Below are 14972 nucleotides of genomic sequence, written 5' to 3'. Positions count from 1 at the left end.
GCGGCACGCGCCGCGACTCGCCGCCTTCCGTCCTTCGATCATGACTTCGCTGGAGAACCCATGTCCGTCCGATATCCGCGTCCGATGCTCCGCCGTTCCCTGCTGATCGCCGCGTCGGCGGCCGCCGCGCTCGGGCTGGCCGCCTGCGGGAAGAAGGACGAGGCGCCCGCCGGGGCCGCGTCCGCGCCGCAGGCGGGCGGGGCCTCGGCCGGCGGCGCGGCGCCGCTCAACGTGGCCTTCGCCTACGTGGGCCCGGTGGGGGATGGGGGCTGGACCTTCGCGCACGACAACGCGCGCAAGAAGCTCGAGCAGGCCTTCGGCGGCCGCATCAAGACGAGCTTCGTGGAGAAGGTGCCCGAGGCGGCCGATGCGGAGCGGGTGTTCCGCGACCTGGTGCAGCAGGGCAACACGCTGATCTTCGGCACGACCTTCGGCTACATGGAGCCGATGATGAAGGTCGCGGCGGACAGCCCGCAGGTGAAGTTCGAGCACGCGACCGGCTACAAGCAGGCGGCCAACCTGCGCAGCTACGACGCGCGGACCTATGAGGGCGCGTACATGGCGGGCATGGTCGCGGGCGCGATGACGAAGTCGAACACGCTGGGGGTGGTGGGATCGATCCCGATCCCGGAGGTGATCCGCAACATCAACAGCTTCACGCTGGGGGCGCAGAGCAGCAATCCGAAGGTGACGGTCAAGGTGGTGTGGGTCAACGAGTGGTTCAACCCGCCGCAGGAGACCAATGCCGCGCAGACGCTGATCAACGCGGGCGTTGACGTGTTGATGCAGAACACCGATTCGAGCGCGGTGCTGCAGACGGCGGAGAAGAACGGCAAGTACGCATTCGGCTGGGACTCGGACATGAGCGCGTACGGGCCGAAGGCGCATCTGGGGTCGGCGGTGATCGACTGGTCGCCGTACTACATCGCGACGGTGAAGGCGGCGCTGGATGGCAGCTGGAGCGCCGGGCCGGGCAAGCACAGCTGGTGGGGCGTCAAGGAGGGCGCGATCGATCTGGTGTCGCTGAACGCGGCGGTGCCGGCGGAGGTGAAGGCCAGGCTAGATCAGGTGAAGGCGGGGCTCAAGGATGGGAGCTTCATGATCTGGAAGGGACCGATCGCGGGGCAGGACGGCAAGGAGGTCCTCGCCAAGGACGCGGTCGCGGACGACAAATTCCTGCAGAACATCAAGTTCTATGTGAAGGGCGTGGAGGGGCAGTTGCCGGCGGGGAGGTGAGGAGAGCGGCGGGGGCTAAAGCATCTTCTTCAGCGACTCGCGCAGCGAGAGGATGCATGCCTCAAGATTGCCGTCAACGCGATCGACTTGGTTCATGCCTCGGCGCCTGTTCGCGTAATGCGCCGAATCAGACAGCCAGCGGCTGAGAACCGTCTCCGCCACGTCCCGGCCATGCTTGCCCACATGGACGTCGCGGACCGCACCGGTCTGCTGCAGCGACGTCGCGTCGAGTTCGAGCAAGGCGACCAGTTGTTCGCCCTCGTCCGTCAGCGCGGTGACCTCGATCGTCCATAGCAGCCGCGACATCGACCTGCGCAGGGCGGCCTCCTTTTCCTTGACGCTGATCCACCACGACGCCTGCAGCAGCATCGCCTTGAACGACGGCTGGTCGCGAAGGCGAATGGTCCAACTCAACTCAGGGATCGTCGCACCCTTCCCATACATTTGGGGTGCACCGGTCTTGAACCACGTCATCAGCAGTTCGACGAAATCCCGAACCGTCGAGTAGGGCAGGTGAAGCTTCTGGTTGATTGGGACGATGATGTACCGCGGGACAACAAAGCCGCTCAAGCCCACCCCTTGGAAGGCGCCGCCGGTATTGCGCAGATAGCCGGTGACCTTGTCGACGACGCCGGGCGGCCCGTCTGAAGCGTCGGTATGACCAAGCGCTTGGCGGAATCGCCCCGCATCGCATCGCATCGGCTCGAAGCTGGCGAAGGGGCCCAGCGTGTCGTCGTGGATGTACACCCGCTGGATGCGCTCGGGCCAGCCCCCGGGCTTGAAGTCCTCGCTGTTGGCGTAGCCGAGGATTGTCGCCGCATGCAGGCCTCGAAGCGTGTGTTTGGCTTCCCCTTCGCGACGCGCGTACAGGTTGCCGACCAGAAGAATGGGCGTTTTGGCGACCAGGAAAGCCGCTACGTTCTCGAGCAGCTTCTGGCAGCCATCGTCGATGCCCACACCAAGGACGGATGTTTCGATCCCATGCTGGCGAAGGCAACCGACGATCTGCTTGACGTCCATGCCGTTGGAGGGGAATCGGCTGGCGGTCTCACCGTCCATCGGCTGGATCTTGCCGTCCCAGCCCGATGAGGTGATTTGGAAGGGCGACGGGATCTCGTGCACGGTGAACCACGCAGGCATGGCGTGCATCGCCGCCCAAATGGCCGCGGTAGCGCAGGCGGCGATCTCCCGGTCCTGCTCCTGGAAGGCGACTGTATTGACGTTGAGCTTCATTCCCCACAGGCTGGCCACGTAGTGGCGGCGGATGGGGAACACGCGAGCGCGATGGCTTTGCTCGTCGATCTCGGGGTACGTGCGCAGGCAGGTCTTGCCGATGACGGTGGAGCGCAGCGGCTTGAGAACGACGAAACCCAGATAGGTCTCATCGAGGCTCTTCTGGAGTTCCTCGACCTTCTCGGGCGCGCTGAGCACTTGACGCCATAGCGCGTCGACCTTCTCGGCCGGCTGAGTGAAGAAGTGCAGCCGCCGCGTGTGTTTGGGCGGCATGTCATGGCACATCGCGTAGTACCCCACGAAGTCCGCGAGGTAGCCGGCGTCGACGTAGTTTTCTTCGAGGACGTAGCTCTTGCACCCCACTTCATTGAGGTAGCCCGTGATGCAACGGCACTGAGGGCTGTCTTGCGCGCCGTGGTCAATGTGCAGCGATCCAAAAATGTCGGACAGCGACTTGTAGTGTTTGGCGTCCACTCAGGCGTTTCCAGCGGAGGCAAAGCGACCCGACAGGTTCCGACCCGCGCCGGACGGACGAAGCGTCGACCTCGACGTGTCTCCTCGCTGGCGCGTTGACGAGGACCTCCCGCTGCCGCCTCGTGCAAGTACTGCTTGTTGTCAGCCTCTGATGGGAAGCAGTGTGTCGCGCACAAATGAGATGGGGACGGCAAGCGTCCCCATGTCTTTGAGCAGTTCGCGGTCAGACGTTGACTGGCGTCGACATCAGTTCGGGCGTCAGTTCATCCGAGGCGCGGCGGGCCATGGAGAAGGCCTTCACCTGACGAATGGATTCGTTCAAGAGATCCAGATCGAGTGCCGGGACCCGACGGATCTTGAACTTGGTCGGCGCGGTTCTCGGCGCCTGAGCTGCGAGCCCGAGCTTCGACGCTGGCGCCTTGGTCCCGTGGTACTGAGCAAACTTCTTAGGCATTTTCATCTCACCCCGGTTAGCAGAATCATCCTGCCACCCAGCCGCCGAATCGACGTCCGATGAGACGTACGGCAATTGCGGCACGGCATGCAGCGTAAAACTGTCGGCCTTAAGTTGCAAGAAGCAAGCGTTCTGTGAAGGTGTCGGATCCGTGCATGCCGCATTGTCGACGTGCGCTCGAGGGCTATGGCGAGGGGCTAGGTACTTCAGCAGCCTGCCAGGCGCATGCCTCGCCGGCGGCGCGACTTTGCGCATCTCATCCTTTCATTCCGACCGTCCGCCCCTTCCGCGCCGCATCGCATCGCGCCCCGATTGGCAAGACCCGGCACCCGCCTAAAGTGCGCGGATCCCGGCATCCCCGGGTCATCAGGAGAGGAGATTCCAATGACGATGAAGCATTCGATCCGGCTGCCGCTGACCGCGCTGTGTCTGGCCACCGCGGCATTCGCCGCCAACGCGGCACCGCCGGCCGCCACCGGGAAGCCACAGGCCATCGCCAAGGCGAAGGTCGCGACGGCCGCGAAGGAAGCGCCCCCGCGCCCCGCCAAGCGCTACACGATCGAGCAGTTCATGGCCACCACCACCGTGGCCGGCGCGTCGTTCTCGGCGGACGAGAAGCGCATCCTGTTCCGCAGCAACGCCAATGGCGTGTTCAACCTCTACAGCGTGTCGGTCGACGGCGGCGAGCCGGTCGCGCTGACGAACTCCACCACCGAGAGCCACTTCGCCGTCGGCTATTTCCCCCAGGACGACCGCGTGCTCTTCACGCGCGACCACGGCGGCGACGAACTCGACCACCTCTTCGTGCGCGAGCTCGACGGCACCGAGCGCGACCTCACGCCAGGCGACAAGCTCAAGGCGGACTTCCTCGCCTGGGCCCGCGACGGGCAGGCCTTCTACGTCACCACCAACGAGCGCGACCCGCGCTACTTCGACCTCTACCGCTACGACGCGAAGACCTACGCGCGCACCCTGGTCTACCGCAACGAGAACGGCCTGGCCGTGGCCGACATCAGCGGCGACGGCCGCTGGATCGCGCTCGAACGCGTGCAGACCCAGGCCGACACCGACGTGCTGCTCCACGACACGCAGACCGGCCAGACCACCCACATCACACCGCACCAGGGCGTCGCGGCCTACGCGGCGGCGAGCTTCGATCCCGCGTCCAAGACGCTGCTGATGCGCTCCAACGACGGCAGCGAGTTCAGCCGCCTGATCGCCTACGACCTGGCCAGCGGCCAGACGCGCGAGGTCGAGAAGGCGGACTGGGACATCGAGTACAGCCTGTTCTCGCAGGACGGCCGCTATCGCGTCACCGGCGTGAACGTCGACGCGACGCTGTCACCGCGCATCGTCCGCACCGCCGATGGCCAGCCCGTCGCGCTGCCACCGCTGCCCGGCGGCGAGGTGCGCGGCGTGGTCTTCTCGCGCACCAGCGCGCGCATGGCCTTCTTCCTGAACGGCGACCGCTCGCCGAGCAATCTCTACGTCTACGACTTCGGCACCGGCCGGCTGCGGCAACTGACGCGCACGCTGTCCAAGGACATCGATCCCGAGGAACTGGTCGAAGGCCGCATCGTGCGCTTCAAGTCCTTCGACGGCATGACCATCCCCTCGGTCTTCTACCTGCCCAAGGAGGCCTCGCCCGCGCGCAAGGTGCCGGCGGTGCTGTTCGTGCACGGCGGCCCGGGCGGGCAGACGATGCGCGGCTATTCCTCGCTGATGCAGTACCTGGCCAACCACGGCTACGCGGTGCTGGGCATCAACAACCGCGGCAGCGCCGGCTACGGCAAGAGCTTCCACACCGCCGACGACGGCAAGCACGGCCGCGAGCCGCTGTGGGACTGCGTCGAGGCCAAGACCTTCCTGGCCGCCACCGGCGTGATCGATCCCGAACGCATCGGCATCATGGGCGGCAGCTACGGCGGCTACATGACGCTGGCGGCGCTGGCCTTCCGGCCCGAGGCCTTCAAGGTCGGCGTCGACATCTTCGGCGTGTCCAACTGGCTGCGCACGCTGGAATCCATCCCGCCGTACTGGGAGAGCGCGCGCCAGGCGCTGTACCAGGAGGTCGGCGATCCGGTGAAGGACAAGGACTTCCTGATCGCGACCTCGCCGCTCTTCCACGCCAAGGAGATCCGCAAGCCGCTACTCGTCATTCAGGGCAAGAACGACCCGCGCGTCATCCAGGTGGAGAGCGACGAGATCGTCGCGGCGGTCAAGCAGAACGGCGTGCCGGTGGAGTACCTCGTGTTCGACGACGAGGGCCACGGCTTCAAGAAGAAGAAAAACCAGATCGAGGCCAACCGCCGGACGCTCGAGTTCCTGGACCGCTATCTGAAGCCGTGATCCCAGAAATGATTTCGTGAGAAGTTGCACGGTTTACAGCCTGTTGCCGTGCCCGACGCAACCTTCGGCAGCATCCATCCCCAGCAGCCCGGCCACCCGCCGGGCTCTTTTTGTCCGAGAGAGAGAAGCGCCCGGTCAGGGCGCCGGGCGGACCACGAGTCCGCGACCCGGATCGGACGTTCTAGAAGATGGGGGAACCAGTCATGCGATTCGAAGGAACGTTGGACAGCTGGTACGCGGAGCGCGGCCATGGGATGTTGAAGCCCGATCAGGGCGGCGATCCGCTGTTCGTGCATGTGTCGGCCTTTCCGATGGACGGCCAGTCGCCGCAGGAAGGCGAGCGCCTGAGCTTCGAGGTTGTGTCCAGGAGTGACGGCAGCAAACAGGCGGTGCGCCTGCAGCGCCTGCAGGACTTCAAGCTGCCGACGCAGCTGCGCCCCGCGCGCACCGGCTCGCGTCCGCCCCGGCCGATCGCCCGCCGCCGCACTTCGCCGCTGACCTGGATGGTGCTGGTGCTGCTGGCGCTGGGCGTCGGCGCCACCGTCTGGGCCCCCGCCAGCCACGCCATTTCCACCAGCGAGGCCACCCAGGCCCGTCGCTGAACCCGTTGACTCCTTGGAGCTGGCAGATGCAGCTCCGTCGCCCTCGCGGAGGCGCTGTGCTCCGCTCTTTTCAGGCTGCCCCAGGGCAGCCTTTTTTGCGTCCATCGTCCAGACATTGCCCAGGCCTTGCCCAGGCCTTGCCCAGGCCTTGCTCAGACCTTCAGCTCCAGGCGCACCGTCCAGACGGTGAAGCTGCGGCCGGTGCTCTCGCTGGTGACGACGCGGCCCGGCGTGGTGGCGATGCTGCCGTTGCCGTAGGTCAGCGGCAGCAGGTTGCTGGCGGCCACGCGCACCGCCACCGCGGGCGAGAAGGTCCACATCGCGGAGACGTCGATGACGCGCTTCTTGTCGATCTCGTTGAGCACCTGGGCGCTCTGCTGCAGCAGCGTCGACGGCGTGTAGTTCAGCGACGCGCCCAGCGTCAGCGGCACGGAGCGCAGGCGGTAGTCCGCGCCGAGGTTGGCGGTGTAGCGCGGCTGCTGGTCGAGCTTGTTGTCGGGGCCGGGGATGCCGTCCACCGATGAGCTGAACAGCGAGAGGTTGCTGCGCACGTTGATGGGCAGCGCGTCGGCGAGGTACTCGTCGAGGCGGAACTTGGCCTCGAGCTCCACGCCATGGGTCTTGGCGTTGCCGATGTTGCGCGGCCGGATCACGTAGCGCGGCACCGGCGAGTAGGGCACCGGCTCGAGCACGGCCTGGCTGCGGATCAGGTCGGTGATGCGGCGGTAGAAGAAATTCGCGCTGAGCAGGCCGCCCTTCGAAAGGTATTTCTCGTAACCGATCTCGACACCCGTCGCCAGCTCGGGCTTGAGATCGGGGTTGCCGAGGCGGTCGGGGTAGTTGATCAGGTTGGGGCCGCAGACGACGTCGGGCGGATGGCAGGTGTACTGGCTGTTGATGCTGAGCCGGCCGATGACGTCGTTGAGGTTGGGCGCCTTGTAGCTGCGGGTGAGGCTGGCGCGGATCTGCTCGCGGCTCTTCTCGTCGATCTTGTAGACGGCATGCAGCAGCGGGGTGAGCACGCGGGAGGTGTTCTTCACCGGGCCCTGGTTGTTGGTGCTGTCGGTCTGGATGGCTTCCCAGCGCAGGCCGGCGTAGAAGCCCCATTGCTTGCCGACGCTCCACTCGTCCTGCGCGTAGACGGCCAGGCGGCGCGTGGAGGCGGAGACGTTCTCGCCGAAGTCGGCGAGGTAGGCGCAGCTGTCGCTGCGCAGCGTGCGGCCGTCGACCTCGGTGCAGCCGCGCGTCTGGTCGCGCTGGGTGCCTTCGCCCTCCACGCCGGCGACGAGGCTGTGCTCGTTGTCCATCTGGTGCGTGAGCTTCCAGTTGACGCTCCACTGCGTGTCGCGGCTGTGGGTGGTGTCGTCCTGCAGGCGGTAGAAGGGCAACGCGGAGCCGGAGAGGTCTTCCTCGCGATGGGACGAGCTGTCCATCGTCATGCGGCCGCCGCCGATGCGCGTCTCCATGCGGGTGTGCTCGCCCAGGCGCTTGTTCCACTGGACGTTCAGGCGGGCCATGGCGGCGCGGCTGCTGCTGTCGGTGGCGTAGGAGTCGTACTTGATGCGCTCGAAGTCGCCCGGGGGCAGGTCCGGGGACTGGGTCTGGGCGGCGGCGCTGGTGCCGCTGCCGCGGTTGACCATGAGGAAGGGCTGGAAGGCGAGCGTGTCGCCGCCGTCCAGGCGCAGCTGCAGCCGGCCGGTGAGGTTGAGCGACTTGCGCTCGTCGCGCGTCTGGCCGAGGGTCTGGAGCAGCGTCTGGCGCTGCAGCGCGCCGGAGGCGGGATCGAAGAGGCGGGTGACGGAGAAGGACTCGATGTCGTCGACGCGCTTGTGCTGCATCGCGTTGACGGTCAGGTTGTAGGCGCCGCCCTGGTCGTCGAGCTTGTCATTGCGGGTCCAGCTGAGATGCGGGGTGACGCGGCCGCGCTCGAAGGTGGAGGCCAGGCGGACCTCGTTGAGGCGGCGCTGCAGGGCCTCGCGCAGGACGACGTTGATGGTGCCGGCGATGGCGCGCGCGCCGAACTCGGCGGTGGGGGCGCGCATGACCTCGATGCGTTCGATCTGTTCGGGCGGGAGCTCGTCGAGCGAGAAGCCCGGCGGCATGCGTTCGCCGTTGACGAGGATCTGGGTGTAGCCGCCGCCCATGCCGCGCATGCGGATCTCGCCGCCGCGGCCGGGGCGGCCGCCGGTGGTGACGCCGGGCAGGCGCTTGAGGACTTCGCCGATGGTGGCGTCGCCGTAGCGCTCGATCTCATCGCGGCCGATGACGATCTTGGAGGCGGTGGAGGCGCGGCGCTGGTCGTCGTCGCGCGAGGTGCCCTGCACCTCGACGCGATTGAGCTGGGTGGGGGAGTCGGCGTTGTCCTTGCTGGCCGGCGGCGCGGCGCGCGCGGGGGCCTTCGTGCCGGGAGGCGCGGGCGGGGCGGCCGCAGGAGTGGACGGGGTGGACTGGGACCAGGCGGAGCTGCTCAGGCCCAGCAACAGGGCGATGGAAAGCGGCTGCAGGGCAGGGCGGCGGATGCGTGTCATCGGAAAGCAATGGCAGTGCAGGCGCGGCCGATCTGGCGATGGCTGGGACGGAAGCGCGGGAAATGAAAGCGGCGAGCGCGGCGCGTTCTGGGGAAGGCCGGTCGCGGAACGGGCCGAAGGATCGCACGGTGTACGTTTCGTGACGAAGGCGGGGGCGGACTTTCAACCTTCTTTACCTGGGGTGATGGGCGGGCGCGACGCGGGTGCGGGAAAACCCGGAATCCGGCCCGGCGCTTGCGGGGTTGCGACGGCGGCGCAGCGCCACCGATTCAGGTTATTGAAGGTCGGAACGAGGCGGACAACATGCGCCGCACGCCTGCGCTCGTGCGGGCGAGGAGTTCTCTGATGTTGGACCTGCTTGATCTGGAAAAGGTGCGCGCGGTGGGACCGCGGCGGTTCCTGCTTGTCTTCGCGCTCAGCTTGGCGATGTTGTTCTTTGGCCTGTTCGTCGCCTTTGGCGTCATGACAGACGGCCAATACAAAGCGGATATCGGCCTGTTGATCACGAGCCTCGTCTACGGCTTCGTGATGACAGCGATCTTCGGGCGCGGGATCTGGCGGCTGTCGTCGAAGCAGGGCTGAAATGAAAGAAGCCACCCGCTCGGGGTGGCTTCTTTGTGAAGAGGGTATCCGCGACGCTGGTGACGGGTTCCAGCTTTCTGCCCTATGTCGCAGCCGGTTGTTGTCTCGGATGGGTGGCATTCTGACCAGCCCGTATGACGCCCAGTTGACGAAGAACAAACCCTCTGCGGCTCAGTTCATCGCCGGGCGATGGGCGAGCGGCCGCGTGGACTCGCGCACGATGAGCTGCGGTGGCGGCGGCTGCACCGCCGAGCCGCCCGTCCTCAGCAGGTCCAGCATCGCCGCGGCAGCCCGCCGGCCCAGCTCGACGATGTGCACGTCCACCGTCGTGCGCGGCGGACTCGCATGCGCCGTGTTCAACAGGTCGTCGTAGCCGACGAGCGAGACGTCCTCCGGCACGCGGAAGCCGCGGCTGTGCAGCACGCGCGCCGCGCCCGCCGCCATCTGGTCGTTGGCCGCGAAGACCGCCGTGAAGCGCACGCCCGCCTCGAGCATCCGTTCCATCGCCCTGGCGCCGCCGGTCTCCAGGTAATCGCCGCCCGCGATCAGCACCTCGTCGACCGCCAGGCCCGCCTCCGCGAGCGCCAGCCGATAGCCGGTCTCGCGCTCCTTCGAATCCGCATGCGTCGAGTCGCCGCCGATGAAGGCAATGCGCCGGTGACCGCGCTCGATCAGGTGCCGCGCCGCGGCGCGCGCGCCCTCGACGTCATCGGTCTTCAACGCGTGCAGCCCGGGCGCCTGCAGCGTCCGGCCGGTCACCACGACGGGCAGCTCCCGCGCGAGCTCGACCAGGAAGCCATCCGTCAACCCGCCCGTCAGGACGATGATCCCGTCCACCCGCCGTGACCGCAGCGACGCGACGCAGCGCCGCTCCTCCTCCGGATCCCAGTGCCCGCTGGAGACCACCAGCGCGTAGCCGGCCGGCGTCAGCACCTCCTCGATGCCGCGCAGCAGCAGCGCGTAGTACGGGCTCTCGAAGTACTGCGCCAGCAATCCGATGTTGAAGGTCCGCCCATCGGCGAGCGCCCGCGCGATCGTGTTCGGCACGAAGCCGAGTTCGTCGATCGCGCGGCGCACGCGGCTCGCCTTTTCTGGGCTGACCTGCGCGCTGCCACTCAGCACGCGCGAGACGGTGCTCGGCGACACCCCGCTGGCGGCGGCGACCATGCCCAGCGTGACCTCCTGCGAGGTCGACAGGATCGGCTTCTTTCTCTTCATGGGAAAGCGCTTTCAAAGATGCGTCATCCTACTCCTGGGGGAACCACAGGGACGCGCGGATGGCGTCCGAGGTGGAAGAATGCGTCCCCATGCCTTGGCTGTCCCCTGCGGAAGCGGCTGATGGCCGCGGCTCAGGCCCGCCGATTGCTACCGCCGCTCCAAAATCTCTTCCAACGCCACCATGCAGGATCGCTTGAAAGTCCTGGTCGCCGATGACCAGCCGGATTCGCTGGAGCTCCTGCGCGAGCTGCTGACGGTCTACAACTTCGAGCTGAAGGTCGCGCAGACCGGGCTCGAGGCGATCCGCATCGGGCTGAAGTGGGAGCCGGACCTGCTGATCACCGACATCGCGATGCCCGACGCCGACGGGCGTCACGTGGCGAGCCGCCTGAAGCTGAGCCTGCCGGCGCTGATCGCGATCGCGGTCAGCGGCACGCCGCTGAACACCGACTTCGAATCGGCGGAGGACCTGGTGTTCGACGAGTATTTCGTCAAGCCGATCAACTGGGCGCGGCTGCACGCGGTGCTGACGCGGCACGGGGCGAAGGTGGTCGAGCCGGGCGGCGCGCAGCTGTTCGGCGCGGAGCTGGAGGAGCTGCCGACGACGGCGGCGGCGCGGCTGGACGGCGATCCGGATCCATCGCGATGAGGCGCCTGCTGCATCTCACCAGCCGGCACCGCGCGCCGTCGACGAACCGCGCGCTGGGCCTGCTGCTCGCGTTCAACGCGGGCGCGGTGAATGCGGGCGGCTTCCTGATCCTGCAGCGCTACACCTCGCACATGACGGGCTTCGCGTCGCAGCTCGCCGATGGCGCGGTGCTGGGGCAGGGCACGCTGGTGCTGAACGCGCTGGGCGCGATCCTGGCGTTCCTTTGCGGTGCGGCGGTGTGCGCGATGCTGGTGAACTGGGCGCGCCAGCATGGGCTGCGCAGCGTCTACGCGCTGCCGCTGATGCTGGAGGCGGCGCTGCTGTTCCCGTTCGGGCTGATGGGCGCGATCACGCTGACCTGGCACACGCCCTTCGCGGTGCCGCTGACGGTGCTGCTGCTGGCGTTCATCATGGGGCTGCAGAACGCGGTGGGGTCGAAGACCTCGGGCGGGAGCATCCGCACCACCCACATGACGGGGAACATCACCGACCTCGGGATGGAGCTCGGGAAGATGCTCTATTGGAACCGGCAGCCCACGGCCAGCCGGCCGGCGGTGCGGCATGACCGGCAGCGCGCCTGGCGCGCGGGCGGGCTGCTGGCGGCGTTCGTGCTGGGCGGGGTCGCGGGCGCGCTCGGCTTCAAGCACCTCGGGTTCGTGTGCGTGGTGCCGCTGGCGGCGGTGCTGTTCGTGCTGGCCTTGCCGCCGGTGACGCGCGACTGGGGGCGGTGGCGCGGCGTGCTCGGGCGGCCAAGATGACGCCGGCGGCCGGCGCTCGCGCTCAGCGCGGGCTGCTCGCCGGCCGCATGCGTCCCCGCTCCCTGCGCGCGGCGTCACGGTCCTCGAGTTCCCGCTGCCGCTGGATGCGGTCGCCTTCGTTGGCATCGGCGGCGCTGTGCATGGCCTCGGCGCGGCGCCTGGCGTCGGCGCCGCCCGTGAGGCTGCTCTGCGCATCGACTGCCTGCTTGCTGACGTTCCAGTCCGCCGCCGAGTAGCTGCCCTGGCCCTTCTGGCACTGGCGCGCGCGGCGGATCTCGTCCTGGATGAAGCGCTTGGCCTCGGGGCTCAGCGAGATCGAGCTGGCCTTGGTCTCCATGCCGGCGATGTCGCGCTCGGAGGGGCAGACGTTGCTGGAGACCGGTGGCGCGGCCGCGCCGCCGCCCGAAGGGGCCGCCGCGGCGGCGCGCTCCTCGGCGGAGGCGGCCCGGGCGCGTTCGGCGATGGCCGCGCGGTCCGCCGAGGTGTCGACCACATTCCCCTGGAGGGCGCGTTGCGGCAGCGGCTCACCCTTGGTGGGGCAGGGCTGGTCGGAGTAATGGACCTTGCCGTCGATGAGGCATTTCCAGACTTCGGCGTGGACGGCGGGCGCGGCCATCGCGCCGGCGGCGAGCAGGCAGGCGAAGGCGGTCCGGTGGATCTTTGGCATGTGCTTGTCTCCCTGAAACGACTCGAACGCGCCGACTCTCGCATGTGTTGACAGGCGGGAGGCAACTGGCGGCCGCAGGCGGTTCGGCAAATCGATGGGGGCGTGTCGGGAAAACCCCCTCAGCCGCATTGGTGTACTTCCGATTCCCGCCGCCATCGCCTATCAACAGAATTCGGGCATGAAGAAAACGCAAGGCTCGACGACGGCGTCGCAGAACGCCCGGGCCGCCTGGCACAGGGGGGGCAACCATGCTTGAACGCATCGCGGGCTACGCGCCGCAGATCATCGGCACCAGCATGTGCGCGATCGGTCTGTCGCTGATTCCATTGGGTGGGCTGTTCGACGAGACGGCCTTGCAGCGCAAGACGCGTGAGGTCGCGGCGCAGCGGGAGCGCGTCGCCACGGTCGCGGCCGCGGAGCAGGCGGCGCGAGCGCTGCGCGTCCAGGACTAGCGCGAGCGCGTCAAGTCCCCTTCCGGCGCTTCCCCGTCCTGGCCGTGGCTGGCGGCGGATGAAGCGGGCAGCATGCGGTCCTCCGATAGCAGGCATGGACCGACAGCATGGCCTTGACCCCTCTTCGGCGGACGCTCGCGGCGTCCGCCTTCGCCTGGATGGCGGGTGGCGCGATCGCCGCGCCCGAGGCCGCCTCGCTTGCCACCGATCCGGTGGCGATGGCGCAACTCGTCGAGGCCGTCACCCTCGATGTGATCTCCGAGCTCTCCGTGTCCGCGTGCGAGGACATCGGCGCGCCGTCGGCCGCGCAGATGCGCGACGCGTGGGTGGCCTGGCGCACGCGTTACCAGCTTCCGCCGCTGCGGGTGGTCGTGACGCGCGTGATGGAGCGCAAGAGCAGCGATCCGCCATGGGACAAGCTCGTCGAGCCCGTCCGCAAGCGGGTGCTGACGAACGCCACGCCCGATCAGGCCTGCCTCGCGATGGCGCGTGAGTGGGACGGGCCCGGCATGGACATCGCCGCGAAGTACCCGCAGGCCATTCCGGTGGCGCGGGCGCTCGTGCAGGCGAAGCTCGTGACGCCGCCGACGCCGCTGCCCATCGCCGTCGAGCCGGCGCGGGGCCAGCTCTTGCTGCCGAGCCAGGTGATCGCCTTGACGGCGCAGCGCGGGAGCTGGCTGGGGATCTCCGATGAGGCGGCGCTGCGCAAGATGGGGCAGGTCTACGTGAAGGGCCGGGTGGCCCGCGATATCCGTTATCCCGAGCGCTTCCACCTCGTGCAGGAGCGGGGCGACCGCCGGGGCGAGCAGCTCATCCATCTGAAGTTCAACGCCGAGCCGTGGGTCGGACGCGAGATCGTGCTGCGCGGGGTGGTGACCTCGCTGAGCCGGCTGTCGATGGACTTGGCCGATGCGGCGCTGGTGAACGATGCGTCCGGGCTGACGGTGTCGCCGTTGCCGCAGACGCCGCTGGCTCGCAAGGAAGTGCTGCTGCAGCGTGTGTCTAGCGCGCCGGGTCAGGGGTTGAACGAGAAGGATCTGGTCGCCGTCGTCCTTCATGGGGAGGCCAACTACAACTACGGCAGCCGTTGGGAGGAGGACGTGAGATTCCTGCTGAAGGACGGGACGGTGTACCGCCGCACGGAGATGCCGCCGGATCAGTTGAATGTCGCGGCCTCGAGGCAACTGGAACCGCAGCGCTGGGGGCGATGGAGAAGCGCCGGCAAGGGCTACGAGATGCAGGAGCAGGACGACGACGGGCGGCCGGTCGGCGAGTGGAAGCTAGAGAAGCACATCGCGGTGAAGCCGTGGCCGAAGGACGCGAGGCTGGAAGGGAGCTTCAGCCGGAGCAGCTTCAACGGCAGCATGGTCACGGGCGGGACGTCAGCGACGCGCGGGATCCGGTTCACGAAGGATGGGCGCTTCGAGCGCAGCTACAGCGCGCTGTCGAGCACGGGGAGCTTGCAGGCGATCACCGGAACGGTGATCGCGGGGTCGTCGCACGGGGATGGCTCGGGGAGCAGTAGCACCGGTGGCGGGACGGTGGGGACGGGACTGGGGACGGTTGGCGCGACCAGCGGGACGCGCACGAAGGACGATGGGGCGAGCCGGAGAGGTCGGTATCAGCTGAGCGGCTATGCGATCACGCTGGTCTACGACGACGGGCATGAGGAACGGCTACTCAGTTTTCCCGTGGATGGGAATGGCCGGAGTGTGTATGTCGGGAGCGGGAGCTACGACCTTTCCGAATGATTGAAGACCATTTGGCAGC

Annotated in this window: 13 protein-coding genes; 8 read left to right on the top strand and 5 right to left on the bottom strand. The window is 67.9% G+C overall.

Going from position 1 to position 14972, the window contains the following annotated elements; genetic code table 11:
• Positions 1-84 precede the first annotated feature (84 nt).
• Positions 85-1236 carry a BMP family ABC transporter substrate-binding protein gene (locus tag ACEN96_RS22475; protein WP_495585251.1) on the top strand — a complete coding sequence of 384 codons (1152 nt, stop codon included), beginning with the start codon at positions 85-87 and terminating at the stop codon, positions 1234-1236.
• Positions 1237-1251: 15 nt separating this feature from the next.
• Here the strand turns inward: ACEN96_RS22475 and ACEN96_RS22470 are convergent, their stop codons facing one another.
• A complete protein-coding gene (locus tag ACEN96_RS22470) occupies positions 1252-2943 on the bottom strand; it encodes a hypothetical protein (RefSeq protein ID WP_495585250.1) in 1692 nt (563 codons plus the stop codon).
• Positions 2944-3166: 223 nt separating this feature from the next.
• Positions 3167-3517, bottom strand: coding sequence for a hypothetical protein (locus tag ACEN96_RS22465; protein ID WP_495585249.1), 351 nt, complete (start codon positions 3515-3517; stop codon positions 3167-3169).
• Positions 3518-3781: 264 nt separating this feature from the next.
• Here ACEN96_RS22465 and ACEN96_RS22460 point away from each other — a divergent pair, with 264 nt between their 5' ends.
• Together ACEN96_RS22460 and ACEN96_RS22455 are read left to right on the top strand one after the other, a co-directional pair.
• Entirely contained in the window at positions 3782-5746 is a 1965-nt protein-coding gene (locus ACEN96_RS22460) for a S9 family peptidase (protein ID WP_495585248.1), read from the top strand.
• Positions 5747-5949: 203 nt separating this feature from the next.
• Entirely contained in the window at positions 5950-6348 is a 399-nt protein-coding gene (locus ACEN96_RS22455; protein ID WP_495585247.1) for a cold-shock protein, read from the top strand.
• Positions 6349-6500: 152 nt separating this feature from the next.
• Here ACEN96_RS22455 and ACEN96_RS22450 read toward each other — a convergent pair whose 3' ends face one another.
• Positions 6501-8876 (bottom strand): TonB-dependent receptor plug domain-containing protein, encoded by a 2376-nt coding sequence (locus tag ACEN96_RS22450; protein WP_495585246.1) that lies wholly within the window; start codon positions 8874-8876, stop codon positions 6501-6503.
• 345 nt (positions 8877-9221) lie between these two features.
• Between ACEN96_RS22450 and ACEN96_RS22445 the strand changes: the two genes are divergently transcribed.
• The gene (locus ACEN96_RS22445; protein ID WP_495585245.1) at positions 9222-9458 is read left to right on the top strand and encodes a hypothetical protein; all 237 of its coding nucleotides are present in this window, start codon (positions 9222-9224) and stop codon (positions 9456-9458) included.
• Positions 9459-9629: 171 nt separating this feature from the next.
• On the opposite strand, the gene ACEN96_RS22440 is transcribed toward ACEN96_RS22445, so the two are convergent.
• Entirely contained in the window at positions 9630-10676 is a 1047-nt protein-coding gene (locus ACEN96_RS22440) for a LacI family DNA-binding transcriptional regulator (RefSeq protein WP_495585244.1), read from the bottom strand.
• 193 nt (positions 10677-10869) lie between these two features.
• Here ACEN96_RS22440 and ACEN96_RS22435 point away from each other — a divergent pair, with 193 nt between their 5' ends.
• A complete protein-coding gene (locus ACEN96_RS22435; protein ID WP_495585243.1) occupies positions 10870-11325 on the top strand; it encodes a response regulator in 456 nt (151 codons plus the stop codon).
• The gene (locus ACEN96_RS22430; RefSeq protein WP_495585242.1) at positions 11322-12083 is read left to right on the top strand and encodes a YoaK family protein; all 762 of its coding nucleotides are present in this window, start codon (positions 11322-11324) and stop codon (positions 12081-12083) included. The genes ACEN96_RS22435 and ACEN96_RS22430 overlap by 4 nt, the downstream gene beginning before the upstream one ends.
• A gap of 22 nt (positions 12084-12105) precedes the next feature.
• Here the strand turns inward: ACEN96_RS22430 and ACEN96_RS22425 are convergent, their stop codons facing one another.
• Entirely contained in the window at positions 12106-12750 is a 645-nt protein-coding gene (locus tag ACEN96_RS22425) for a DUF4124 domain-containing protein (RefSeq protein ID WP_495585241.1), read from the bottom strand.
• 248 nt (positions 12751-12998) lie between these two features.
• Here ACEN96_RS22425 and ACEN96_RS22420 point away from each other — a divergent pair, with 248 nt between their 5' ends.
• Positions 12999-13202, top strand: a complete 204-nt coding sequence (locus ACEN96_RS22420) for a hypothetical protein (RefSeq protein ID WP_495585240.1) — start codon at positions 12999-13001, stop codon at positions 13200-13202.
• A gap of 107 nt (positions 13203-13309) precedes the next feature.
• Complete coding sequence (locus tag ACEN96_RS22415; RefSeq protein WP_495585239.1) at positions 13310-14953, top strand: hypothetical protein; 1644 nt, start codon at positions 13310-13312, stop codon at positions 14951-14953.
• Positions 14954-14972 lie beyond the last annotated feature (19 nt).

It is taken from the genome of Roseateles sp. Mitsp63 (genome assembly GCF_059491535.1).
This window is presented reverse-complemented; position numbering and strand designations above follow the sequence as displayed.